Source organism: Aeromicrobium sp. REDSEA-S38_B2, from assembly GCF_001628525.1.
Classification (GTDB): Bacteria; Actinomycetota; Actinomycetes; order Propionibacteriales; family Nocardioidaceae; genus Aeromicrobium; species Aeromicrobium erythreum.
The window spans coordinates 1-23,519 of the sequence record NZ_LUNH01000016.1; the positions used below are offsets into that span (position 1 = coordinate 1).

General features: G+C 72.0%; 25 protein-coding genes and 1 tRNA gene. 11 read left to right on the plus strand and 15 right to left on the minus strand.

Annotation, left to right across the window (positions count from 1 at the left end; all coding sequences use genetic code 11):
• On the plus strand, positions 1-655 hold a 655-nt coding region (locus tag A6Q81_RS03695), incomplete at its 5' end, for a cache domain-containing protein (RefSeq protein WP_286689581.1).
• On the opposite strand, the gene A6Q81_RS03700 is transcribed toward A6Q81_RS03695, so the two are convergent.
• Positions 639-1,547, minus strand: coding sequence for a LysR family transcriptional regulator (locus tag A6Q81_RS03700; RefSeq protein WP_286689582.1), 909 nt, complete (start codon positions 1,545-1,547; stop codon positions 639-641). The two genes, A6Q81_RS03695 and A6Q81_RS03700, sit on opposite strands and share 17 nt — an antisense overlap.
• A 140-nt stretch (positions 1,548-1,687) precedes the next feature.
• On the opposite strand from A6Q81_RS03700, the gene gabT reads away from it, so the two are divergent.
• From gabT to A6Q81_RS03720, 4 genes are all read left to right on the plus strand, one after another.
• Complete coding sequence (gene gabT, locus A6Q81_RS03705) at positions 1,688-3,025, plus strand: 4-aminobutyrate--2-oxoglutarate transaminase (RefSeq protein ID WP_067854664.1); 1,338 nt, start codon at positions 1,688-1,690, stop codon at positions 3,023-3,025.
• A 23-nt stretch (positions 3,026-3,048) separates the two neighbouring features.
• Complete coding sequence (locus A6Q81_RS03710; protein WP_202967704.1) at positions 3,049-4,293, plus strand: Glu/Leu/Phe/Val family dehydrogenase; 1,245 nt, start codon at positions 3,049-3,051, stop codon at positions 4,291-4,293.
• A 71-nt stretch (positions 4,294-4,364) separates the two neighbouring features.
• On the plus strand, positions 4,365-5,780 hold the full coding sequence (locus tag A6Q81_RS03715; RefSeq protein WP_502692801.1) for an NAD-dependent succinate-semialdehyde dehydrogenase: 1,416 nt from the start codon (positions 4,365-4,367) through the stop codon (positions 5,778-5,780).
• A gap of 40 nt (positions 5,781-5,820) precedes the next feature.
• Positions 5,821-6,063 carry a hypothetical protein gene (locus A6Q81_RS03720; RefSeq protein ID WP_286689583.1) on the plus strand — a complete coding sequence of 81 codons (243 nt, stop codon included), beginning with the start codon at positions 5,821-5,823 and terminating at the stop codon, positions 6,061-6,063.
• Between the two features lie 50 nt (positions 6,064-6,113).
• Here the strand turns inward: A6Q81_RS03720 and A6Q81_RS03725 are convergent, their stop codons facing one another.
• The 3 genes from A6Q81_RS03725 to A6Q81_RS03735 form a co-directional block, all read right to left on the minus strand.
• Complete coding sequence (locus A6Q81_RS03725; RefSeq protein ID WP_286689584.1) at positions 6,114-6,317, minus strand: DUF4177 domain-containing protein; 204 nt, start codon at positions 6,315-6,317, stop codon at positions 6,114-6,116.
• A 315-nt stretch (positions 6,318-6,632) separates the two neighbouring features.
• Positions 6,633-7,274, minus strand: coding sequence for a hypothetical protein (locus A6Q81_RS03730; RefSeq protein WP_286689585.1), 642 nt, complete (start codon positions 7,272-7,274; stop codon positions 6,633-6,635).
• A 111-nt stretch (positions 7,275-7,385) separates the two neighbouring features.
• Complete coding sequence (locus tag A6Q81_RS03735) at positions 7,386-7,919, minus strand: Lrp/AsnC family transcriptional regulator (RefSeq protein ID WP_286689586.1); 534 nt, start codon at positions 7,917-7,919, stop codon at positions 7,386-7,388.
• Between the two features lie 114 nt (positions 7,920-8,033).
• On the opposite strand from A6Q81_RS03735, the gene ald reads away from it, so the two are divergent.
• A complete protein-coding gene (gene ald / locus A6Q81_RS03740) occupies positions 8,034-9,149 on the plus strand; it encodes an alanine dehydrogenase (RefSeq protein ID WP_286689587.1) in 1,116 nt (371 codons plus the stop codon).
• 77 nt (positions 9,150-9,226) lie between these two features.
• Here ald and A6Q81_RS03745 read toward each other — a convergent pair whose 3' ends face one another.
• Together A6Q81_RS03745 and A6Q81_RS03750 are read right to left on the minus strand one after the other, a co-directional pair.
• Complete coding sequence (locus A6Q81_RS03745) at positions 9,227-10,852, minus strand: RecQ family ATP-dependent DNA helicase (RefSeq protein WP_067854653.1); 1,626 nt, start codon at positions 10,850-10,852, stop codon at positions 9,227-9,229.
• A 101-nt stretch (positions 10,853-10,953) separates the two neighbouring features.
• Complete coding sequence (locus tag A6Q81_RS03750) at positions 10,954-11,319, minus strand: MerR family transcriptional regulator (protein WP_067854650.1); 366 nt, start codon at positions 11,317-11,319, stop codon at positions 10,954-10,956.
• A gap of 55 nt (positions 11,320-11,374) precedes the next feature.
• On the opposite strand from A6Q81_RS03750, the gene A6Q81_RS03755 reads away from it, so the two are divergent.
• Positions 11,375-12,241 carry an alpha/beta fold hydrolase gene (locus A6Q81_RS03755; RefSeq protein WP_067854647.1) on the plus strand — a complete coding sequence of 289 codons (867 nt, stop codon included), beginning with the start codon at positions 11,375-11,377 and terminating at the stop codon, positions 12,239-12,241.
• A gap of 91 nt (positions 12,242-12,332) precedes the next feature.
• Here the strand turns inward: A6Q81_RS03755 and A6Q81_RS03760 are convergent.
• A tRNA-Tyr gene (locus A6Q81_RS03760) sits at positions 12,333-12,414 on the minus strand.
• Between the two features lie 126 nt (positions 12,415-12,540).
• Here A6Q81_RS03760 and A6Q81_RS03765 point away from each other — a divergent pair.
• The 3 genes from A6Q81_RS03765 to A6Q81_RS03775 all read left to right on the plus strand — a co-directional run bounded on the left by A6Q81_RS03765 (position 12,541) and on the right by A6Q81_RS03775 (position 13,987).
• Complete coding sequence (locus A6Q81_RS03765; RefSeq protein WP_067861295.1) at positions 12,541-12,915, plus strand: ArsR/SmtB family transcription factor; 375 nt, start codon at positions 12,541-12,543, stop codon at positions 12,913-12,915.
• Position 12,916: 1 nt separating this feature from the next.
• The gene (locus A6Q81_RS03770; RefSeq protein ID WP_067854644.1) at positions 12,917-13,402 is read left to right on the plus strand and encodes an SRPBCC family protein; all 486 of its coding nucleotides are present in this window, start codon (positions 12,917-12,919) and stop codon (positions 13,400-13,402) included.
• 93 nt (positions 13,403-13,495) lie between these two features.
• Entirely contained in the window at positions 13,496-13,987 is a 492-nt protein-coding gene (locus A6Q81_RS03775) for a YajQ family cyclic di-GMP-binding protein (protein WP_067854641.1), read from the plus strand.
• An 18-nt stretch (positions 13,988-14,005) separates the two neighbouring features.
• Here the strand turns inward: A6Q81_RS03775 and A6Q81_RS03780 are convergent, their stop codons facing one another.
• The 4 genes from A6Q81_RS03780 to A6Q81_RS03795 all read right to left on the minus strand — a co-directional run bounded on the left by A6Q81_RS03780 (position 14,006) and on the right by A6Q81_RS03795 (position 16,341).
• Positions 14,006-14,371, minus strand: a complete 366-nt coding sequence (locus A6Q81_RS03780; RefSeq protein ID WP_067854638.1) for a hypothetical protein — start codon at positions 14,369-14,371, stop codon at positions 14,006-14,008.
• Between the two features lie 119 nt (positions 14,372-14,490).
• Entirely contained in the window at positions 14,491-14,853 is a 363-nt protein-coding gene (locus tag A6Q81_RS03785; protein ID WP_067854635.1) for a hypothetical protein, read from the minus strand.
• Positions 14,854-14,934: 81 nt separating this feature from the next.
• Positions 14,935-15,663 (minus strand): YwaF family protein, encoded by a 729-nt coding sequence (locus A6Q81_RS03790; protein WP_286689588.1) that lies wholly within the window; start codon positions 15,661-15,663, stop codon positions 14,935-14,937.
• A gap of 18 nt (positions 15,664-15,681) precedes the next feature.
• Positions 15,682-16,341, minus strand: coding sequence for a class I SAM-dependent methyltransferase (locus A6Q81_RS03795; protein WP_286689589.1), 660 nt, complete (start codon positions 16,339-16,341; stop codon positions 15,682-15,684).
• A gap of 154 nt (positions 16,342-16,495) precedes the next feature.
• On the opposite strand from A6Q81_RS03795, the gene rarD reads away from it, so the two are divergent.
• Positions 16,496-17,407, plus strand: coding sequence for an EamA family transporter RarD (gene rarD / locus A6Q81_RS03800; RefSeq protein WP_236749808.1), 912 nt, complete (start codon positions 16,496-16,498; stop codon positions 17,405-17,407).
• 23 nt (positions 17,408-17,430) lie between these two features.
• On the opposite strand, the gene A6Q81_RS03805 is transcribed toward rarD, so the two are convergent.
• The 4 genes from A6Q81_RS03805 to nuoL are packed head-to-tail and all read right to left on the minus strand — an operon-like array spanning position 17,431 to position 23,510.
• A complete protein-coding gene (locus A6Q81_RS03805) occupies positions 17,431-18,417 on the minus strand; it encodes a polyprenyl synthetase family protein (RefSeq protein ID WP_202967703.1) in 987 nt (328 codons plus the stop codon).
• A gap of 25 nt (positions 18,418-18,442) precedes the next feature.
• Complete coding sequence (gene nuoN, locus A6Q81_RS03810) at positions 18,443-20,053, minus strand: NADH-quinone oxidoreductase subunit NuoN (protein WP_067854629.1); 1,611 nt, start codon at positions 20,051-20,053, stop codon at positions 18,443-18,445.
• A complete protein-coding gene (locus A6Q81_RS03815; RefSeq protein WP_083516222.1) occupies positions 20,053-21,633 on the minus strand; it encodes an NADH-quinone oxidoreductase subunit M in 1,581 nt (526 codons plus the stop codon). Before A6Q81_RS03815 ends, nuoN begins: the two co-directional genes overlap by 1 nt.
• Positions 21,630-23,510, minus strand: a complete 1,881-nt coding sequence (nuoL, locus tag A6Q81_RS03820) for an NADH-quinone oxidoreductase subunit L (RefSeq protein WP_067854626.1) — start codon at positions 23,508-23,510, stop codon at positions 21,630-21,632. Before nuoL ends, A6Q81_RS03815 begins: the two co-directional genes overlap by 4 nt.
• Positions 23,511-23,519 lie beyond the last annotated feature (9 nt).

The window sequence follows — 23,519 nt, forward strand, 5'->3', positions numbered from 1 at the left end:
CACCCCCACCCCTGTCGGCCTCGGCGCGTGCGTCGAGGCCGTCGAAGCGCTGTTCCACCCGCTGCTGCACAGCCTGCGCGAGAGCGGCGACGCGCTCGCGCCGCTGTTCGACGGCGACGTCTCCGCCGCGCAGGTCCTCGACGCCGTCCGTCCGCACGCGCTCGAGGTGCTCGCCGACGCGCACACCGTCGGCGCCGGGTTCGTCGTCTCCCCCGGCCTGCTGACCGACGAGGAGTACCTGCTGGCCTGGTGGCAGGGCGACGACCAGGGGCGCATCCCCGACTCGATCGCCCTCGTGCAGTCGACCGACTACAGCCGCCAGGAGTGGTTCCGCACGCCGCAGCGCAGCCACGCGTCGCACGTGACGGGCCCCTACATCGACTACGTCTGCACCGACGAGTTCATGCTCACCTCGACCGTCCCCGTCGAGCGCGACGGTCGGATGCTCGGCGTCATGGGGGCCGACGTGCTCGCCGAGACGGTCGAGCGCACGCTGCTGGACACCTTCCGCGCGGCGCACGCCACGCTCGTCAACGACCACGACCGCGTCGTGCTGTCCTCGCAGGTGCACCTGTTCGCGGGCGAGCCCGTCGACCGCGACGCGTTCGGCACGCACGTGCCGTGCGCGGGCCTGCCGTTCACCGTGCTGGCGTGACCCCCGTGGCCCCCGTCTCGTCGGGGTAGGCGGCGACGACGAACGTGCGCAGCCGCTCGGCCAGCGCGGCCAGCGACGCCTCGGCGGGGTGCGTGGACGACCAGGCCACGAACAGCCGCACCGCGAGGTCGGCCCCGCCGGAGCGCACGCGCAGGCCCCGCAGGCCGTACCGGACGTCGTCGGACACGACGGCCACCCCGCGCCCGGCCGCCGCGAGCGCCTGCGCCACCGTGCCGCTGCTCGCCTCCACGAGCGAGGCCGGCCAGCGCTGCTCGCGCTCGACGGCCGTGTCGAGCACCTGACGGGCGGCGAACGTCGGCGGCACGGTGACGACGTCGTGCTCGAGCAGCTCGGCCAGCCCCACGCTGCCGCGGTCGGCCCACGCGTGGTCGGCTCGCACGTACGCCCACACGGGGAGCTCGGGCAGCGCCGCCGAGCGGAGCGGACGACGGGGGCGACGGGTGGTGACGACGAGGTCGGCACCGCGGCGCATCGCGTCGTCGACGTCGAGCGCGGCCGTCTCGACGACGGACGGCGTGGGGTCGTCGTCGCGCAGGCTGGCGAGGAACGGCGAGACGACGTCGGCGAGCGTCGTGGCCGGCGCCGCGATGGTGACCCGGTCGAGGCCGCCCTCGGCCTGCACGCGGGCGGCGGTGCGCAGCGTCTCGGCCGACGCCAGCACGTCGCGGGCCAGCGGCAGGAGGCTGCGTCCCGCGGCGGACAGCACGAGCCGTCCGGCCACGCGCTCGAAGAGGTCGACGCCGAGCTCGCGCTCGAGCTGGCGGAGCTGGCGCGAGAGGGCGGGCTGCGTGACGCGCACCCGCTCGGCGGCCGCGCTCACGGTGCCCGCGTCGACGACGGCGACGAAGGACGCCAGCGTCCGGATCTCCATGGCGCCATCCTATGCACTGGATGCATGGATGTGATCGTCGATCGGCATTGGACGGCATGGGTGGGACGGGTCGAGACTGGGCACGCCGCAGCTACGGCAGCACGCCTGGACCCGTCAGGCCGACCGCGAGAGGACCCGCCATGTCCGTGCCCCAGAGACGTCACCTCACCACCCCGCTCCCCGGACCTCGGTCGCAGGAGCTGATGGCCCGCAAGAGCGCGGCCGTCGCGGGCGGCGTGGGCACGACGATGCCGGTCTTCGCGGCCCAGGCCGGCGGGGGCGTCGTCGTCGACGTCGACGGCAACAGCCTCATCGACCTCGGGTCGGGCATCGCCGTGACGACGGTCGGCAACAGCGCGCCGCGCGTGGTCGCGGCCGTGCAGGAGCAGGTCGCCGCGTTCACCCACACGTGCTTCATGGTGACCCCCTACGAGGGCTACGTCGCCGTCGCCGAGGCCCTCAACCGGCTCACCCCCGGTGACCACGAGAAGCGCACCGCGCTGTTCAACTCCGGCGCCGAGGCCGTCGAGAACGCGGTGAAGATCGCCCGCGCGCACACCGGCCGCCAGGCGGTGGTGGTCTTCGACCACGCCTACCACGGCCGGACGAACCTGACGATGGCCATGACGGCGAAGTCGATGCCGTACAAGCAGGGCTTCGGGCCGTTCGCGTCCGAGGTGTACCGGGCTCCTCTGTCGTACCCGTTCCGCGACGGCGGCCTCGACGGTGCGACTGCCGCGGCCCGCGCACTCGACGTGGTCGAGAAGCAGGTCGGCGCCGTCAACGTGGCCGCGGTCGTCGTCGAGCCCATCCAGGGCGAGGGCGGGTTCATCGAGCCCGCCCCGGGCTTCCTGCCCGCCCTGGCCGCCTGGTGCCGCGAGAACGGCGTCGTGTTCGTGGCCGACGAGGTGCAGACCGGCTTCGCCCGCACGGGCGACCTCTTCGCCTGCGACCGCGAGGGGGTCGTGCCCGACCTCGTCGTGACCGCCAAGGGCATCGCGGGCGGTCTGCCGCTCTCGGCCGTGACCGGCCGCGCCGAGATCATGGACGCACCGCACGCCGGCGGCCTCGGCGGCACGTACGGCGGCAACCCGCTCGCGTGCGCTGCGGCGCTCGCCGCGATCGAGACCGTCGAGCAGGACGGCCTGGTCGAGCGGGCCCGTGCGGTGGAGGCCTTCCTGAAGGAGCGCCTGCACGCCCTGCAGGCGCGCGACGCACGCGTGGGCGACGTGCGTGGACGCGGTGCGATGATCGCCGTCGAGCTCGTCCGCCCGGGCACCACCGACCCCGACCCCGACCTCGCCCGCGCGGTGTCGGCGGCGGCGCACGCCGAGGGCGTCATCGTGCTCACCTGCGGCACCTACGGCAACGTGCTGCGCCTCCTGCCGCCGCTGGCCATCGACGACACGCTCCTCGGCGAGGGTCTCGACGTGCTCGAGGCGGCCTTCGCCTCCACGCTGGTGGGCGCGGCCCAGTGACCACACCGACCGAGGAGCCCCCCGTGACCGGAAACCCGCTCGACGACGCCCGCTCGCAGCTGCGCGAGGCGATCGACCTGCTCGGCCTCGACGAGGGCATGTACGAGCTGCTCGCCGCCCCGCGCCGCGAGATCACCGTGAGCATCCCCCTGCGCCGCGACGACGGCAGCGTCGAGGTCATCACCGGCCACCGCGTGCAGCACAACTACTCCCGCGGCCCCGGCAAGGGCGGCCTGCGGTACGCGCCCGACGTGGACCTCGACGAGGTGCGTGCGCTCGCCATGTGGATGACCTGGAAGTGCGCGCTGCTCGACGTGCCGTACGGCGGCGCGAAGGGCGGTGTGGCCATCGACCCCCGGCACTACTCGGCCGCCGAGCTGGAGCGCGTCACGCGGCGCTACACGTCGGAGATCGCGCCACTGATCGGTCCGGCGCACGACATCCCCGCCCCCGACGTCGGCACCGACGAGCAGACGATGGCCTGGATGATGGACACCTACTCGGTGAACTTCGGCCACACCGTGCTCGGTGTCGTGACCGGCAAGCCGATCAGCCTGGGCGGGTCGCTCGGGCGCGCGTCGGCCACGTCGCGCGGGGTGGTCATCGTCGCGTTGCAGGCCCTCGCCCACGTCGGCCTCGACCCTCGCGCCGCGACGGCCGCCGTGCAGGGCTTCGGCAAGGTCGGGCGCGGCGCTGCCCGCTTCTTGGCCGACGCCGGCGTCACCGTGCGTGCCGTGAGCGACCAGTACGGCGGAGTGCAGCGCGCCGACGGCCTCGACGTCGCCGCGCTCGAGGCGCACGTCGACGCGACCGGCTCCGTCGTCGGGTTCGCCGGCGCCGAGCCGATCGAGAACGCCGACCTCCTGGAGCTCGACGTCGACCTGCTCGTGCCCGCCGCGGTGGAGGGCGTCATCAACGGCTCGAACGCCGAGCGGGTCCGCGCGCGCCTCGTCGTCGAGGGCGCGAACGGCCCGACGACGGCCGAGGCCGACGCGGTGCTCGCCGAGCGCGGCGTCGTGGTCGTGCCCGACATCCTCGCGAACGCGGGCGGCGTGATCGTCTCCTACTTCGAGTGGGTCCAGGCCAACCAGGCGTACTGGTGGACCGAGGACGAGGTCGAGGGACGCCTCGCCGACCGGATGACCGCGGCCTGGCGGCACGTGCTCGCGCACTCGCGCTCCCTCGACCTGACGCTGCGCGCGGCCGCCACCAGCCTGGCCGTCAAGCGTGTCGCCGACGCCCACCTCCAGAGAGGCCTCTACCCGTGAGCACCCGTGCCGCCGCACCCGAGTCCGACCTGTCCGACCTCGACCTGCACCTGATCGATCCCGGCAGCGGCGTGCTGGTCGGCGGGCAGTGGCGCAAGGGCGGCAACGGCACCTTCGACGTCGTCGACCCGGCCGACCTGACGGTCGTGGCGCAGGTGTCCGACGGCGACCTCGCCGACGCTACGGCCGCGGTCGACGCGGCGGAGGCCGCCTTCGCCACCTGGCGCCGGACGGCACCGCGCGAGCGGTCGGTCGTGCTGCGCCGTGCGTTCGAGCTGATGCACCGCGACGCCGACCGCCTCGCCGCGCTGATCGTCCGCGAGAACGGGAAGTCGCTCGCCGACGCACGCGGCGAGGTCGTGTACGCGGCCGAGTTCTTCCGCTGGTTCGCCGAGGAGGCCGTGCGCCCCCACGGCGACTACGGCTCCTCCCCCGCCGGCGGCACGCGCACGATCGTCACGCACCGCCCGGTCGGCGTGGCTGCGCTGGTGACGCCCTGGAACTTCCCCGCGGCGATGGCCACCCGGAAGATCGCGCCCGCGCTCGCCGCCGGGTGCACCGTGGTGCTCAAGCCGGCGGCCGAGACGCCGCTGACCGCGCTGGCGGTCGCCCGCCTGCTCGCGGAGGCCGGCGTGCCCGACGGCGTCGTCAACGTCGTGCCCACCACCGACGCGGCAGGCGTCGTCGGCCACTGGCTCGGCGACCCGCGCGTCCGCAAGATCTCGTTCACCGGGTCCACCCGGGTGGGCTCCATCCTCCTGGGCCAGGCGGCGGAGCGTGTCGTCAACGCCTCGATGGAGCTGGGCGGCAACGCACCGTTCGTCGTGGCCGACGACGCCGACCTCGACGCCGCCGTGGCCGGGGCGATGGTCGCCAAGTTCCGCGGCGGCGGGCAGGCCTGCACGGCCGCCAACCGGTTCTACGTGCACGCCGACGTCGTCGACGCGTTCGTCGAGCGCTTCGGAGCCGAGGTCGAGCAGCTGACGGTCGGTCCGGCACGGTCGGGCGCGGCGGTCGGCCCGCTGATCTCCGCAGCCGCCGTCGAGACGCTCGCCGACGTGGTCGGCGACGCCGTGGTCGCCGGGGCCCGGATCAGCCACCAGGCGCCCGTCCCCGATGCGCCGGGCCACTTCTTCGCGCCGACCGTGCTGGTCGACGTCCCCGCCGACGCCGCGATCCTCGACCACGAGCTGTTCGGGCCGGTCGCGCCGATCGTCACGTGGCGCACCGACGAGGAGCTGCTCGCCCTCGTGAACGCGAGCGAGATGGGGCTGGCCTCCTACGTCTTCTCCGGCGACCTGCAGCGAGCGATCCGCCTCGGGGAGGCGTTCGACGCCGGCATGGTCGGCGTGAACCGCGGGCTCGTCTCCGACCCCTCCGCCCCGTTCGGCGGGGTGAAGCAGAGCGGCCTCGGCCGCGAGGGCGCCCGCGAGGGCCTGGCGGAGTACACCGAGACGCAGTACCTCAGCGTCGACTGGCCGGGCTGACCCGACGATTCACGCGGGCGTGGCGGGGAACGATGCAGGCATGAGCGAACCGCAGACCGTCACCCCACGCCACCTCCGCAACCTCCTCGCCGCGTCACCCGACTGCTTCCTCGGGCTCGTCGAGGGCGAGGTCAGGGTCGTGGACGGGGGTGACGACGAGGGAGCCCTCGAGATCGTCTCCGCCGCCGACCTGCGCGACCGGGTCGGCGACGACCCGGACGACGACGTGCTCGCGGACGAGGCGGAGTCGCTCACCGTCGCCACCCAGCAGCTCGGCGGGTAGCCGTGCTGGCGACGGGGAACGACGAGCCCGAGCGCTAGGCCGGCCCTCGCTCAGAGCTTCTCGAAGACCATCGTCGCCTGGATGCGGTCGCCGCCACCCAGCCCTGAGCTCTTCGCCGACGCCGTGGTGATGGTGTGCAGGCGGTAGCCCTGCGCCGCCTGGGCGTTGATCGCACTCTCCAGCTCGGACAGGTTGCCCGACTTGGTGCCGAGGAACTTCTCCTTGAGCGTCACCTGCAGGACCACGTAGTTCATCGTCGACACCTCTCGTCACGGGAGCGCGACGGTCGCGGTCCTCAGCGGATGTCTACCGCCGCGAAGGGTCCGAGCGTGGGCGAACGGGCGAAGATCCGCCAAATCGTCACGTCAGTTCAGCCCAGCCCCGACCCCGACCCGCGCACGTGCTCGAACACCAGGCTCGTCTCGGTCGACGTGAACTCCCGCGAGGCGCTGAGGTGGTCGATGGGACGGGTGGCTGGCGGAGGCCCGGGGTCTACTTCTGGAACCTTCTCCCTCGCGGGACCCGTGGCAACCCTTACCGTCCAGTCGGCCAGCTGAGCATCGACGATTTTAGCCTCGTACCGTCGTCACGACGTATCCGAAGCGGTTGGTGACGACGGCCCTTCCCGTCCTACCGCCGACGTTGACGTCGAAGGCATACGTCCCTCGCCAGTCGTACTTCGTGTTCTTGCTATGGCTCGAGCAGCTCCAATGGAACTCATAACGCGCTCCTACGCCCCGCTTGTCGTAGGTGCAGTTCACCGGTGTTCTCCTTCCCACGGCGGTCCTACCACCGACAGCCACCGCTCTCAGACCGCTCGAAAGCCTGAAGTGGAACTGGACGGGAAGCTTGGTGTTGGCGTAACGGACCTGCGCCGTGAACCTCCCCTGAGAGTCGCTCGCCGTGAACGTCGGCGAGTCGAGTGTGAAGGTCTTGTATCCCCCGACCGCTTCGCTCGCCATGACGGTTGCACCGTCGGCTGATCGAACGGACATCGTCGCGCACCGGTCGTCGTCCGCCCCGACATCCTCCGCGACCTCAAGCGCATCGCGCGCAGTCCCATGGTCCAGTGCGATGAAAATCGTCGATACGAACGGGCACTCTCCAAGGCCCGGCGGATCGTCCGGCTCTGCTGCCGGGGCAGACCCCGCTGGAAGGAGTGCCAGCATCAACACCAGTGACCCACCCACTGCGGCACACCCCTTGAACACGAGTTCCTCCTACACCTTCTGCCGCAGCGTCGTGACCACTCCGTGCGACTCAGTCCGGTCCACATCGCCAAGGGCAGACCACACTCACGTCGACCGTCAAGATCCAGGAGCTCAGACGGAACGGACGTCCCAGGTCGACGCCGAGCCCCGCACGTGCTCGAACACCAGGCTCGTCTCGGTCGACGTGAACTCCCGCGAGGCGCTGAGGTGGTCGATGACGAAGGCGCGCAGGGCGTCCGGCGACGGGAGCGCGACCTGGATGAGGAAGTCGTCGTCGCCGGCGAGGAAGAAGACGTTGAGCACGCCGGGCAGCGCGGCGAGCCGGGGCGCGACCGAGCCGATGTCGGCGCGGGCCGCCGGCTGCAGCCGCACGGCGATCATCGCCTGGATGGGCCGACCGACGGCGGCAGGGTCGAGGTCGGCGTGGAAGCCGCGGACCACCCCGCTCGACACCAGCCGCCGCAGGCGCAGCGAGCACGTCGACGGCGCGATGCCGACCCGCTCGGCCAGCACGTTGTTCGGCACGCGGGCGTCGTCGGCGAGCACGTCGAGGAGCCGACGGTCGATGTCGTCGAGCGTGATGGCGCGCGAGCCGGTCGCGCTCGTGCCCGAGCCGTTCGACGGACCGCCCGCGACACCAGCCATGGACGAACGATAGTCGGCACCAGCGCCCCATCTCGACGATCGTGCGGACTTTTCTCCGACGGGGGGCCGGAATCTCCAGGATGGTCACCACCAGTCGATCGTCGAAGGAGTGCCATGCGCGTCGGAGTGCCGAAGGAAGTCAAGAACCACGAGTACCGCGTGGCCCTCACGCCCGTGGGCGTCCACGAGCTCGTGGCCCACGGGCACGACGTGCACGTGCAGAGGGGCGCGGGTCTCGGCTCGTCGATCACCGACGAGGAGTACGAGCGGGCGGGCGCACGCCTCCTCGACCGCGCGGAGGACGTCTGGGGCGAGGCCGAGATGGTGCTCAAGGTCAAGGAGCCCATCGCGTCGGAGTACCCGCTGCTGCGCGACGACCTGACCCTCTTCACCTACCTGCACCTCGCGGCCGACCGCCCCCTCACCGAGGCGCTCGTCGACGCCGGCACCACCGGCATCGCCTACGAGACCGTGCAGCTGCCGAGCGGCGGCCTCCCGCTGCTGTACCCGATGTCGGAGGTGGCCGGATGCCTCGCGCCGCAGGTCGGCGCGCACTCGCTGCTCAAGGCGCAGGGCGGACGCGGCGTGCTGCTCGGTGGCGTGGGCGGTGTCACCAACGCCAAGGTGGTGATCATCGGCGCGGGCGTCTCCGGCCAGAACGCCGCCAACATCGCGCTCGGCATGGGCGCCGACGTCACCCTCCTCGACACCGACCTCGAGAAGCTGCGCATGTCGTTCTGGCGCTACAACAACCAGGTGCACGGGCTCGCGTCGTCGACCTACGTCCTGGAGGAGCAGGTCCGCCAGGCCGACCTGGTCATCGGCGCGGTGCTGGTCGCCGGCGCGGCCGCCCCGAAGCTGGTGAGCAACGACCTCGTCGCGCAGATGAAGCCGGGGTCGGTGCTCGTCGACATCGCCGTCGACCAGGGCGGCTGCTTCGAGGACACCCGACCGACCACGCACGACGACCCCACGTTCACGGTGCACGGCTCGACGTTCTACTGCGTGGCGAACATGCCCGGCGCCGTCCCGCACACGTCGACCTACGCGCTGACCAACGCGACGCTGCCGTACACGGTGGCGCTCGCCGACCACGGCTGGCGCGAGGCCCTGCGCGCCGACGCGAGCCTGGCCAAGGGCCTCAACACCCACGCCGGCTCGGTCACCAACACCCCCGTGGCCGAGGCGCACGGACTCACCCCGGCGTCGCTCGAGGAGGCGCTGGCCTAGACCTCCCCCGTTGCGGAACGTCATCGCCCTTTCTTAGGACGAGAACGGGCGATGACGTTCCGAAACGAGGGAACTGCTCACGCGGGCTCGGGCTCGGCCTCCGGCTCGTCGAGCAGGTGCGACGCCTCCACGAAGTCGCGCGAGAGGGTCTTGTAGCCCTCGTGGTCGAACAGCACGGTCACGTGCTCGGCGTCGGCGTCGACGACGGCGCCCGGGCCGAAGGTCGGGTGCTCCAGGTGGGCGCCATGAGTGCCTGCGTCCGCGGACTCGACGACGCCCTCGAGGCAGCGGTCGCACACACCGCAGTCGTCGGCCTGCTGGCCGAAGTACCCGGCGACCCATGACCAGCGGCAGCGGCGGGTCTCGGCGTACTCGCGCACCATCTCCACCCGCGACTCCTCCAGCCGACGCCGTTCCTCCGCGCGCTCGACCAGCTGCTGCGCTGTCACGTCGTCCAGGCTCTCGTCCAGGTCGAGGAGGTTGAGCACGCGCGCCGCCGTGGCCCGACCGACCCCGGCGGACTCCGCGACCTCGCGCGGATCGGTGCCGACGTCGCGCGCCGCCCGCAGCACCTTCGAGACCGTGCCCCGCTTCGGCACCGCGGCCGCGAAGAAGCGTCCGAGGGCGCGGTCCTCCGGACGGTGCACGAGCGTGGCGACGGCGGGCTCCCCGTCGCGGCCCGCGCGTCCGGCCTCCTGCACGTAGGTGTCGACGGACGCCGGCGCACCGGCGTGCACGACCCAGCGGACGTCGGGCTTGTCGATGCCCATGCCGAACGCCGAGGTCGCCACGACCACCTCGACCTCGTCGGCGAAGAAGGCGTCCTGCACCTCCTGACGACGTCTGCGCGACAGGCCCGCGTGGTACGCCACGGCGTCGCGCCCCTCGGCGACCAGCAGGTCCGCCACCTCCTCCGCCGCTCGGCGCGTCCGGGTGTAGACGAGGGCCACGCCCTCGCCGACGCACTCCAGCACCTGGCGGCGCACCGCGTCGTCGTCGGACGCCTGACGCACCCGCAGCTCCAGCGTCGGCCGGACGATCGACGTCGAGACCAGGGTCGGGTCGTGCATGCCGAGCCGCTCGGAGATCGAGTCGAGCACCGGCGGCGCGGCCGTCGCGGTCAGCGCCAGGCGGACGGGCCGCCCCGACCTGTCACCGTCCGACCCGTCACGCCCCGACTCGTCGCCGCCGGAGGCGTCGAGCCGCGTGAGGAGCTCGCCCAGTCGCAGGTAGTCGGGCCGGAAGTCGTGCCCCCACTCCGACACGCAGTGCGCCTCGTCCACCACGACGAGGCCAGGCGGGCAGGCGGCGAGCGCGTCGGCCACCTCGTCGTTGGCGAGCTGCTCGGGCGAGAGGTAGAGGTAGTCGACGGAGCACGCGGCGACGTCGTCGAGCAGCGCCTGGCGCCTGCGACTGCGCACGGAGCCGTCGAGGCACTCGGCCCGGACGCCCTCGGCCTCCTCGGCGTGCGCCTGCTGGTCCGACTGCAGCGCCAGGAGCGGCGAGACGACGAGCGTCCAGCCGCCCGCGCACCGTCCGGCGACGAGGTAGACCAGCGACTTGCCCGACCCCGTCGGCGCGAGCACGACCGTGTCCCGCCCCGAGCACGCCGCGTCGATCGCCTCGGCCTGCCAGTCCTCGAGCCGTTCCACCCCGAACAGCCGAGCGATGTCGTCGTGGCTGCAGCGCGTCGTCCCCGTCATGGATCGACGGTAGGTCGGGTCGGGCGAGGCCGCCCCTCGACGTCGGGTGACGAACTCGCACGCGTGACGAGGGCCGTCGTGGGTACACGGCCGCGCGGCGGTCAGTCGGACGGAAAGGCCGAGCAGCGCTCGCACCGGCTCATCAGGTCGTGCTCGCACGTGAGCACGTGCGTGAGGAAGGCCTCGGCCGCGTCGAGCTCGGCTCTCTGGCGTCGCAGGTGCTCGAGGTGCTGCGCGATGACGTCGTCCCGGCCCTCCGCGTCGCGGTGCAGGACCAGCCGGATCTGCCACAGGCGCAGGCCGACGCGCTGGCACGACCGGACGATCTCGAGACGGTGCAGATGCTCGTCGGTGTAGACGCGGTGCCCGGCAGGCGTGCGGTCGGGCACGACAACGCCCTCGTCCTCCCAGTGCCGCAGGACGTGGGCTGCGACGCCGACCCGCTCGGCGGCTGCTCCGACTCTCACGGGACCATCGTGCCACCTTGACTTCAGGTCGACCTGAAGTCCTAGCGTGCGACGCATGTCCCCTCCCGGCCGTCTTCCTGCACCGCGGTACGTCGACCTCGACGGGGTCCGCGTCGCCACCTACGTCCTCGAGCCGTCGCGGACCGAGCCCGTCGGCGACGTCGTCCTGTGCCACGGCACGCCGTGGTCGGCGGCGGTGTGGGCGCCCGTCGCGCACGCGCTCGCGGCGACCCACCGCGTGCTGCTGTGGGACATGCCCGGCTACGGCGCCTCGATCCCCACCGGTCCCCCCGGACAGGACCCGGCGGTCGACCTCGAGGCGCAGCGACGCCGGCTCGTGACGCTCCTGCAGCACTGGGACCTGAGGGCCCCGCACGTCGTCGCGCACGACGTCGGGGGCGCCGTGGCCCTCGGAGCGCACCTGCTCGAGGGGTCGGCGTTCGCGTCGCTGTACCTGCTCGACGTCGTGACGCTCGACCCGTGGGGCTCGCCGTTCTTCCGGCTGGTCGCGGAGCACGAGGCAGTGTTCGCCGCCTTGCCCGCGCCGCTCCACGCAGCCCTCGTGCGGGAGTACGTGGCTGGCGCCATCCGGGGGTCGCTCGACGCCCACCAGGTCGACGAGCTCGTCGCCCCGTGGACCACCCCGCACGGCCAGCGCGCCTTCTACGCACAGGTCGCACGGCTGGGCCCCGCCCACACGCGGCCGGTCGTCGAGCGGCTCGGGCACACGCGCTGTCCGGTGCGCGTCGGCTGGGGTGAGCAGGACCCGTGGCTCCCGGTGGAGCAGGCGGACGAGCTCGCGGACCGGCTCGCGGGCCCCGTCGACGTGTTCACGCTCCCCGGGGCCGGGCACCTGGTGCCCCTCGAGGCACCGGACCTCCTCGTCGACGACCTCAGGCTCTGGCTCGCCCACGTCCGATGACGGCACTGGCGTCGGAGAACGTCGGGGACAAACCCGACGGCCCCGGCGGGCTCTCGCCCGACGGGGCCGTCGGTTCCAGCGTCTGGCGCTGTGGCAGGTAGAGGATTCGAACCTCTGAAGGCAATGCCGGCTGATTTACAGTCAGCTCCCTTTGGCCGCTCGGGCAACCTGCCAAGGGTGTCGACCACCGAGGTGGGCAACGACGAGAAACCATACCGCAGGCGGCTCGCCAGGGCCCAACCGGATCCGTCCGTCCGCAGGGTTGACAATCTACAACCGTTTGGTTGTAGATTGTGGTCATGAACAGCGAGCAGGACGAGGACCGGGCCGACGCCCTGTTCCACGCCCTGGCCGACCGGACCCGACGCGACATCCTGCGGCGCGTCCTGGCCGGCGAGCACTCGGTGAGCACCCTCGCCGAGCGCTACCCGATGAGCTTCGCGGCCGTGCAGAAGCACGTCGCGGTGCTCGAGCGCGCCGGTCTCGTCACCAAGCGACGGGTCGGCCGCGAGGCGCTCGCGAGCGGCGACGTCGAGGCCGTCCGGTCGGTCGGCACCCTGCTCGACGAGCTCGAGCACGTGTGGCGCGGACGCGTCGCCCGCATCGACGACCTCCTGCTCAGCACGCCCGAGGACCCCCAGCACCACACCGAACCCCCTCCCGAGGAGACCTGACATGCCCGTCACCGACGTCCAGAAGGACCTGGACCAGCGCACCCTGACCATCACCGCCGAGTTCGCCGCACCCGTGGATCGCGTGTTCGCGATCTACGCCGACCCGCGCCAGCTCGAGCGGGTGTGGGGACCGCCCTCCTTCCCCGCCACGTTCGTCGACCACGACCTGCGCGAGGGCGGCCGGGTCACCTACTACATGACCGGCCCCGAGGGGCAGCGCTTCGGCGGCTGGTGGGAGGTCACGGCGGTCGACGCCCCGCACGGCTTCGACTTCCGCGACGGGTTCGCCGACGACGACCTCCAGCCCGTCGAGGGCATGCCGGTCTCGACCAACACCTTCCGCTTCGAGCCCATCGAGGGCGGCACGCGTGCCGTGTACACGTCGACCTACGCGACGCTCGAGGCGCTGCAGCAGGTCATCGACATGGGCGTCGAGGAGGGCAGCCGCTCGGCGATCGACCAGATCGACGTGCTGCTCGCCGCCTGAGCGACGACCGGGCGCGCGCGAGCGCCTAGGCTGAGGGGTGGGACCTGCGGGTCCCACCCCTTCGCCGTCCCGACACCCATCAGGAGAGAACCCGTGGCCGACTCCTCGTTCGACATCGTCAGCAAGCTCGATCGCCAGGAGGCCGACAACGCGCTCAACCAGGCGATGAAGGAGATCTCGACGCGCTACGACTTCAAGAACACCGGCGCGCTGCTGGAGTGGAAGGGCGAGGAGGGCATCGAGATCACGGCGAACGCCGACGAGCGGGCCCTCGCCGTCCTCGAGGTGTTCAAGGAGAAGCTGATCAAGCGCGGCATCAGCCTCAAGGCGCTCGAGACCGGCGACCCGCGCCAGAGCGGCAAGGACGTCAAGATCAACGGCAGCTTCAGCCAGGGCATCAGCACCGAGCAGGCCAAAAAGGTCTCCAAGCTGATCCGCGACGAGGGCCCGAAGGGCGTCAAGGTGCAGGTGCAGGGCGAGGAGCTGCGCGTCACCAGCAAGAAGCGCGACGACCTCCAGGAGGTCATCGCGCTCCTCAAGGGCGCCGACCTCGACTTCCCCCTGCAGTTCGTCAACTACCGCTGACACGCTGCGGCCAGGTCGTCAGGTCACGACGTCCCAGAGCCAGCCGACGCTGACCACCGCGCCGACGACGAGCAGCACCAGGAGGACCGCGGCGAGCAGGAAGCAGCCGAACGCCCCGAGGGCGCCGTCGTGAGACTCGAGCACCTCGCTGTCCGGCCACTCGTCCCGCAGCGGGTGCTCGGCGAGGTGAGCGTTGGCGTGCTCGAGGTGGCAGAACGTCAGCACCTGCTCGTGACGGAAGCAGCGCTCCCCCTCGGCGTCCAGGCGCTCGGACCGGCCCACCACGATCGTGATCGCCAGGTCGGCCGTGGGGTCGACCTCACGACCGCAGCGAGCGCACCCCACGGCGGCGATCGTCCCGGCGGTGTCGGCGTGCTCGTCCATGCGTCGACCCTAGGGACCCGACCGACGATCGACCCAGCGACTTTCCTGGTCTCGGCCCGACACGACGCCCCCGCCGGACTGGTCCGGCGGGGGCGCTCTGCTGCTCGGGGTGCGAGGCGTCAGCGGTCGACGCGCACGACCGACTTGTCCTCGGCGATCTCGACGGTGACGTCGTCGTCGTTGCCGAGGTCGACCTCGACCTCGTAGGCGTGGTCGCGGTCGTCGCTGTACTCCACGTCGGTGACCCGACCCTCGCCGACCTCGTCGAGCGCGATCTTCTCCAGCTCGCTGCGCAGGTCGGCGTCGTCGACCGGGCCGTCGAGCGGCGCGGCCGAGGCCGAGGTGTCGGCCGTGGCTGCCGGGGCCGACGTCGCGGCGGGACGGACGTCGTCGTCATCGTCGTCGTCCGAGCCGCAGGCGCTCACGCCGAGCGCGAGGACGAGGGCGGTGGCGGTCGCGGCGAGGGCGCGCAGGGTCGTCATGGAGAGCTCCTTCGTTCGGTGGATGACCCTCATCGAATCGGTGGACCGTGAGAACCGCATGACGAACGGATGAGAGCGTTCTCACGCAGCGGCCCGAGCGGGCGCCCTCCCTCGCGTCCACGGCCACACCAGCAGCGCCCAGACCGCGGCGACCACGACGATCTCGACCGCCACGTACCAGGGCCATGCCGGGAGCACGTCGAGCAGCGACGCCCGGTTCGGCTTGCCGTTGAGGTAGCCGTAGTTGGTGTCCATCAGCGCGTTGTAGGCCATGACCGCCGCCGCCCACGCGAGCGTGATGACGACCGTGCGGCGGTAGGTCCCCCACGTCGGCAGGACGCGCAGGCCGGCGACGAGGTACACCGCGGCCCAGACGATCAGCACGTGCATGGCCCAGAACATGACGAAGCGCGGTTCGGGCCAGGCGGACGACAGGTCGGGGGTGGCCATGCCCTGCGTCGTCAGCGTCAGGCCCCACAGGTAGGTGACCGTCGACGTGAGGCGCGAGCGCGTCCACAGCGCGTGCACCGCAAACATCCACGCGAGGTCGCAGAGCTGGAACGGCAACGAGGTGCGCGGGTTCCACTCGCCGGGCAGGAGCTGCAGCACCTGCAGCGGGACGGTGACGGCCACGATGCCGAGCGCGAGCACCCGGCTGGTCGTCGCCTCCGCGGTCGTGCCGCGGACCCGACGACCGAGCAGGACCACGGGGACCAGACCGATCGCGAACAGCGCGAGGACGACCAGGTGGCTCGTGCCGTACGCCTGGAAGTCGCCCGAGGCCAGCAGCGTGGTGCCGTCGATGTCCACGCGCGCAGCGTAGCCCGGTCAGGTGGCGCGGCGGGCGATCGTGACCGCGAAGTCGGCGTCGGCGGTCAGGGGTCGCAGGTCCCACGTCGCGAACCGCTGCTCCACCGCGAACCCGGCGGCCGCGAGGTGCTCGTCGAGGTCGGCGAGGCCGTAGTGCCGGTCGAGCCGGAAGCCGAGCACGAGCGCACCGTCGTCGACCACGTGGCGGGCGAGGTTCGCGACCACCTCCTGCTCCGTGCCGGGCGCGAGGAAGACCATCACGTTCCCCGCCGAGACGACGACGTCGAACGTCGCGCCGAGGTCGACGTCGAGCAGGTCGGCGACCAGCCACGTCGGGCCAGGACGCGTCGCGCGGGCCTCCGCGACGAGCACCTCGTCGGCGTCGACGCCGACGACGTCGTGGCCGCGGTGGTGCAGCGCGCCACCGAGGCGACCGGCCCCGCAGCCGGCGTCGAGGATGCGCGCGCCGGGCGGACCAGCCGCCCCCGGCCCGGCACCCCCGCCGGGCCGCTCCGCCGCCCCCGGCCCAGCACCCCCGCCGCGCCTCGGCGCCAGCGCGTCGACGAACCGCGCCTCCCCCTCCAGGTCGGCACCCTCGGCCTCGAGGTCGCGGAAGCGGTCGCGGTACCAGGTCGAGTGGCCCTCGTCGGTGTCGGTGAACCAGCGCGGCGTCGGCATGCGTCCATGGTCGCGCAGGTTGATCCTCGCCGGGCGTGCGCGCTTACGTGGGGCCCCACCCAAACCAGCTCCCCCACCGCAAACACCCGCCCCAACCGCACGTTTACGTGGGGCCCACGCAAACGCGCACCGGGGGCGGGCCTAGGCTGCGCTGGTGGCGGAGGTGGAGGAGCGGACCGGGAGCGGGTTGCCGTACGGGATCGGGGCGTACCTCTGCTGGGGGCTGTTCCCGCTCTACTGGCCGCTGCTGGAGCCGGCCGGGCCGCTCGAGGTGCTCGCGCACCGCATCGTCTGGTCGCTGGCGTTCGTGCTCGTGCTCATCGGCGTCACCCGACGCTGGGGCCGCTTCCGTGACATCGCCCGCGACCGCACGCTCATGCTGTTCCTCGCGCTCGCGTCGGTGACCATCGCCCTGAACTGGGGTGGATTCATCTGGGGCGTCACGAACGGGCACGTCATCGAGACGTCGCTCGGATACTTCATCAACCCGCTCGTCACCGTGCTGCTCGGCGTGCTCGTGCTCAAGGAGACGCTGCGGCCCGCGCAGTGGGTGGCCGTCGGCATCGGGTTCGTCGCCGTCGTCGTCCTCACCGTCGACTACGGACGACTGCCGTGGATCGCACTGCTCGTCGCCGGCTCGTTCGCCACCTACGGATTCCTCAAGAAGCGCGCGTCCCTCGGCGCGTTCGAGGGCCTCGGCATGGAGACGCTGATCCTCGCGCCGTTCGCGCTCGCCTTCCTCGTCGTCCTGCAGCTGCGCGGCGACCTCACGTTCGGGCACGCCGGGGCCGGCAACGCCGCCCTGCTGGCGGGCACGGGCGTCGTGACGGCCATCCCGCTGCTGATGTTCGCCGCCGCCGCCACCCGGCTCTCGCTCACGACGATCGGCCTGCTGCAGTACCTCGGCCCGTTCATCCAGTTCCTGCTCGGGCTCCTCGTGTTCCACGAGGCCATGAGCACGGCGCGCTGGATCGGGTTCGCGCTCGTGTGGGCGGCGCTCGTCATCTTCACCGTCGACGCGATCACGAGCCGACGTAGAGCACCGCGGCCGGTCGTCACCGCCTGAGCAGCACCCCGGCGACGCGACGCTCAGGCGACGCGGTCGGCCAGGCTGTCGCAGAGCGCCTCGAGGGCGCGGCGGGCCGGCACGTCGGGCAGGTCGGCCAGCAGGGCGCGCGCCGCGTCGGCCTCGGCCTGCACGTACGCCCGCGCCTGCGCCATCGCCGGGTGCACCCGCAGCGCGGCCAGCACCTCCGCGACGACCGTCTCGTCCTCGATCGGGCCCGACAGCCGCTCGCGCAGCTGCGCGTCGGCCGGGTCGTCGCCGCGCAGCGCGAGCAGCGTCGGCAGCGTCGGCACGCCCTCGCGCAGGTCGGTGCCCGGCGTCTTGCCCGAGTCGTCGCTGTCGCTCGCGATGTCGAGCACGTCGTCGCTCAGCTGGAACGCGACCCCGATCCGCTCGCCGAACTCGGTGAGCGCCGCCTCCACGTCGTCGCCCGCACGCGACGCCCGCGCGCCGAAGCGCGCCGACGTGGCGATCAGCGACCCGGTCTTGTCGGCCACCACGTCGAGGTAGTGCTGCAGCGCGTCCTCGCCCTCGGCCGGACCCACGGTCTCGCGGATCTGCCCCCGGACGAGACGCGAGAAGGTCTCGGCCTGGATGCGCACGGCCTCGGTGCCGAGGGTCGAGACCAGCTCCGACGCCTGCGCGAACAGGTAGTCACCCACGAGGATCGCCAGCGAGTTGCCCCAGCGGTCGTTCGCGCTCGGAGCGCCCCGGCGCAGCGGAGCCTCGTCCATCACGTCGTCGTGGTACAGCGTGGCCAGGTGGGTCAGCTCGACGACGAGCGCCGACGGGACGACGTCAGGGTGGTCGGCGTCGCCCAGCTGCGCCGCCAGCACGACGAGGAGCGGGCGGAAGCGCTTGCCCCCGGCGTTCACGAGATGGGCGGCGGCCTCCGCGATGAACGCGTCGGGACTGTCGACGGCCGCGGCGAGCCGTGCCTCGACGGCCTCCACGCCACGGCGCACGCGCTCCTCGAGCTCCGGCTCGTCGAACGAGAATCCCAGCGACACGTCCCGGCTCCTGGTCACAGTCGGCTCAGCGCACGAAGGTTCCCGCGTGCTGAGCGAGGTCGAGCACCGGACCTGGGAGGATGCCCAGGACCAGCGTGCCCGCAGCGGCTGCTGCGATGACCACCGTAGTCAAGACGCTGGGAAGCGCCACGGTCGGGCCGTCGCCGACGGGGTCGGTGAAGAACATCAGCACGATCACCCGCACGTAGAAGTAGGCCGCCACGGCACTCGTCAGGACGCCCGCGACCACCAGGGCGCCGTAGCCGCCCGACCATGCCGCGCTGAACACGCTCCACTTGCCGATGAAGCCGCCGGTGAGCGGGATCCCCGCGAACGACAGCATGAACAGCGCGAAGGACCCGGCCAGGAACGGCGACTCCTTGCCCAGTCCCGCCCAGCGCGACAGGTGCGTGGTCTCGCCTCCCGCGTCACGCACGACCGTCACCACCGCGAACGCGCCGATCGAGGAGACACCGTAGACGCCCAGGTAGAACAGCAGGCCGGAGACCGACGTGATGCGCTCGGAGTCGGCCACGTAGGCGCCGGCCAGACCGACCAGGAGGAACCCGGCGTGCGCGACGGAGGAGTAGGCCAGCATGCGCTTGACGTCCGTCTGCGCGATCGCGACCAGCGAGCCCACCACCATCGTCAGCAGCGCCACGACCCACAGCAGCGGCCGCCAGTCCCACGACGCCCCGCCGAACGCGACGAACAGCACGCGCATGAACGCGACGAACGCCGCCGCCTTGGTGCCCGCGGCCATGAAGGCCGTCACCGGCGTCGGCGCACCCTGGTAGACGTCGGGCGTCCACTGGTGGAAGGGCACCGCGCCGACCTTGAACAGCATGCCGACGCTGATCAGGCCGATCGCCGCGAGGAGCAGGTGCTCCCCGCCGGTGCGGCTGGTCACCGCCGTGTCGACGTCGGCCAGGCGGAAGCTGCCCGCGTAGCCGTAGGCGAGCGCCACGCCGTAGAGGAAGAACACGGACGAGAACGCGCCGAGCAGGAAGTACTTGAGCGACGCCTCCTGGCTGATGAGCCGCCGACGCCGGGCCAGCCCGCACAGCAGGTACAGCGGCAGGCTCATGACCTCCAGGCCGACGAACATCGTGACGAGGTCGTTCGCCGACGCGAACAGCATCATGCCCGCGAGCGCGAACAGCAGCAGGGGGAAGGTCTCGGTGTGCTCGAGGCGCAGGCGGGTCGCCTCCGCCTCGCCGCCCGACCCCGGCGGGTCGACCGCGCGACCCGTGAAGGCGCTGAGCCCGCCGTCGAGCCGCCGCTCGGCGAAGAGCGCGAGGCTGAGCAGCGCGAACACCAGCAGCAGCCCCCACGTGAGCACGCCGGGTCCGTCGACCGTCACCGCGCCCTCGGCCACGGGGGTGCCGCGGCCGACGACGTCGCCGTCGACGCGGTCGAGCGACACGTACACGCGGACGGTGTCGAGGAGTGCGGCGAGCAGGCCCAGGCCGGCCAGCACCGCCTGCGCGGTGAACCGGGTGCGCCGCGGCCAGAACGTCTCCACGAGCACGGCGACCATGGCGACCCCCGCGACGACGAGCAGCGGGGACAGCAGCGACCACTCGATCGTGGGCGCGGGGATGTCGGGCCGGTCGGCCAGCAGCAGCGTCGCCATCAGTGACCACCCTCCGTCGCGGGGAGCTCGCTCATCGGCGCGTAGGAGCCGGAGAAGGAGATGCCGTCGAGGTCGGCCGGGGTGCGGGGCGGCGGGTCACCGACCCCCACGTGGCTCACCACCTCGTCGACGGCGGGGTTCACGAGGTCGAGCAGCGGCTGCGGGAAGAAGCCGAGCCCGACGATGAGCACGACCGCGGGGGCCAGCGCCGCCACCTCGCGGTGGTCGAGGTCGCGCAGGTGCTCGACCTCGGGCTGCAGCGGACCGGTCATGGTCCGCTGGTACATGATGAGGATGTACAGCGCCGCGAGCACGATGCCGAGCGTGGCGAGCACCGCCGCCGGCACCGAGCGCGTGAACGTGCCCGCGAGCACCATGAACTCGCTCACGAACGGCGCGAGTCCCGGCAGCGACAGGCTCGACAGGCCGGCCAGCAGGAGGATGCCGGACAGCACCGGCGCGACCTTCTGCACGCCGCCGAAGTCGCTGATGCTGGCGGAGCCACGACGGGCGACCATCATGCCGGTCACGAGGAACAGCGCCGCGGTCGAGAGCCCGTGGTTGAACATGTAGAGCGTCGACCCGGCCGTCGCCGTGTGGGTGAAGGTGAAGATGCCGAGGATGATGAAGCCGAAGTGCGACACCGACGTGAACGCCACCAGCCGGCGGACGTCGTCCTGGCCGATCGCGAGCAGCGCGCCGTAGAGGATGCTGACCACCGCGAGCGTGATGACCACGGGGCTGGCCCACTCCGACGCCCCCGGGAACAGCTCGAGGCACCACCGCAGCATGCCGAACGTGCCGACCTTGTCGATGATGCTGACCATCAGCACCGACGTCGCCGGCGTGGCGGTGCCGGCAGCGTCGGGCAGCCACGTGTGGAACGGGAACAGCGGGGCCTTGATCGCGAACGCCGCCATGAACCCGAGGAACAGCAGCCGCTCCGTGGTCGTGCCGACGTCGAGCCCCGAGAGGTCCGACAGCAGGTAGGTCGGGTCGCCGGCGCGGGCGGTGACGACGTACAGGCCGACGATCGAGGCGAGCATGAGCAGGCCACCGACCAGGTTGTAGATGAGGAACTTCACGGCGGCGTAGGTGCGACCCGCGCCGCCGTAGGAACCGATGAGGAAGTAGATCGGGATCAGCGTCGCCTCGAACAGCACGTAGAACAGGAAGGCGTCGGTCGCGCAGAAGACACCGATCGCGAGCGCCTCCAGGACGAGCATCCAGGCGAGGTAGGAGTTGACGCTGCGGGCCGCGGGCAGGCGGTCCGCCCACGCGGCGAGGAGGACGATCGGCACGAGCACCGTCGTGAGGAGCACGAGCGTGAGGCCGATGCCGTTGACCCCGAGCGCGTAGTGCACGCCGAGCGGACCGATCCACTCGTGCTGCTCGGTCAGCTGGTAGCCGCCGGCCCCGACGTCGAACCGCGACGTGACGTACAGCGCGAGCGCGAGCGCCACGAGCGACGTCGCCAGCGCGACGACCTTGACCGCCCGGGCGGCGGCGGCCGTGCGCGGCATCAGCGTGACGACCAGCGCACCGACGAGCGGGGTGGCGGCGAGGACGGACAGGATCATGCGAGCGTCACCGCCAGGAGTGCGAGCACCACGACGAGCGAGCCGACGAGGATGCTGAGGGCGTAGCTGCGGACGTAGCCCGTCTGGGGCGTGCGCAGGAACTGGGACGTGTCGCCGAGCCGGTCGGCGAGTCCACGGACGAGGCCGTCGACGAGCCGTGCGTCGAGGAAGACCAGCACCCGCGTGAGGTGTCGCACGGGCCGCACCACGAGCGTGTCGTTGACCGCGTTGCCGTAGAGCTCGTGTCGGCCGGCGCGGGTGAGCACCGAGACGTCGGCGTCGGCGGGCGCGGTCGGGGCGATCGGCGAGCGCGTGTACGTGGACCAGGCGAGCGCGACGCCCACCGCGACCACCGCCGTGACGATGATCGACATGCCCCAGGCGGGCACCGCGAGCTCGTGGTGCTCGGTGTGCCCGACCACCGGCTCGAGCCAGTGCTCGATCCACCCGCCCAGCACGAGCACGCCGCCCAGGACCGACAGCGCGGCCAGCACCACCAGCGGCACCGTCATCACGCGCGGCGACTCGTGAGGGTGCACGTCGTCGAGCCAGCGCTTCGGCGACGTGAAGGTCATGACCATGAGCCGCGTCATGTAGAACGCCGTCACCCCGGCGCCGAGCAGGGCGGCCAGGCCGATCCAGAACGACTCCCCGAAGGCCGCCTCGATGATCTTGTCCTTGGAGAAGAAGCCCGAGAAGCCGGGGAAGCCGATGATCGCGAGGTAGCCGAGCCCGAAGGTCGCGAACGTGACAGGCATCGCCCGACGGAGCGCGCCGTAGTGCCGCATGTCGACGTCGTCGCTCATCCCATGCATGACCGAGCCGGCACCGAGGAACATGTTGGCCTTGAAGAAGCCGTGCGTGATGAGGTGGAAGATCGCGAACGCGTAGCCCGCAGGTCCCAGCCCGGCCGCCAGCATCATGTAGCCGATCTGGCTCATCGTGGAGCCGGCGAGCGCCTTCTTGATGTCGTCCTTCGTGCAGCCGATCCATGCACCGGCGAGCAGCGTGACCAGGCCGACCACCACCACCGCCGTCTGCGCGACCGGCGCCGCGTCGAAGATGCCGTTGCTGCGGACCACCAGGTAGACGCCGGCGGTGACCATGGTGGCCGCGTGGATGAGCGCCGACACCGGCGTCGGACCCTCCATCGCGTCCAGGAGCCAGGCCTGCAGCGGCACCTGGGCGGACTTGCCGCACGCGCCCAGCAGCAGGAGCAGCCCCAGCGCCGTCGCGACCGACTCGCTCGCCTGCCCCGCGACCGTCGCGTTCACCACCTGGATCGACGACGTCCCGAGCTGCGCGAACATCAGCATGATCGCCAGCGCCATGCCGACGTCGCCCACGCGGTTGAGCACGAACGCCTTCTTGGCCGCCGCGGCCGCCGACGGCTTGTGCTGCCAGAACCCGATGAGCAGGTACGACGCCAGCCCCACGCCCTCCCAGCCGAGGAACAGCACCAGGTAGTCGTCGGCCAGCACGAGCGTGAGCATGGCCGCGACGAAGAGGTTCAGGTACGCGAAGAAGCGACGACGGCGCACGTCGTGCGCCATGTAGCCGATCGAGTAGACGTGGATGAGCGTGCCCACCCCGGTGACCAGCAGCACGAACAACGCCGACAACGGGTCGAACCGGTACGCCATGTCGACGTGGAACGGCCCCGACGAGATCCAGGTGAACAACGTGCCGGCCACCGACCGGTCGCCCTCGGGACGACCGAGCAGCTGCACGAACGCCACCAGGCCGATGCCGAACGACACCGCCGACGCGACCGTGCCCACCAGATGACCGACCCGGTCACCCTCCTTGCCCCACACGAGCAGGCCGAGACCGCTCACGAGCGGCACCACCACGACCAGCCAGACGAGATCGAGCACGCCCGCCCC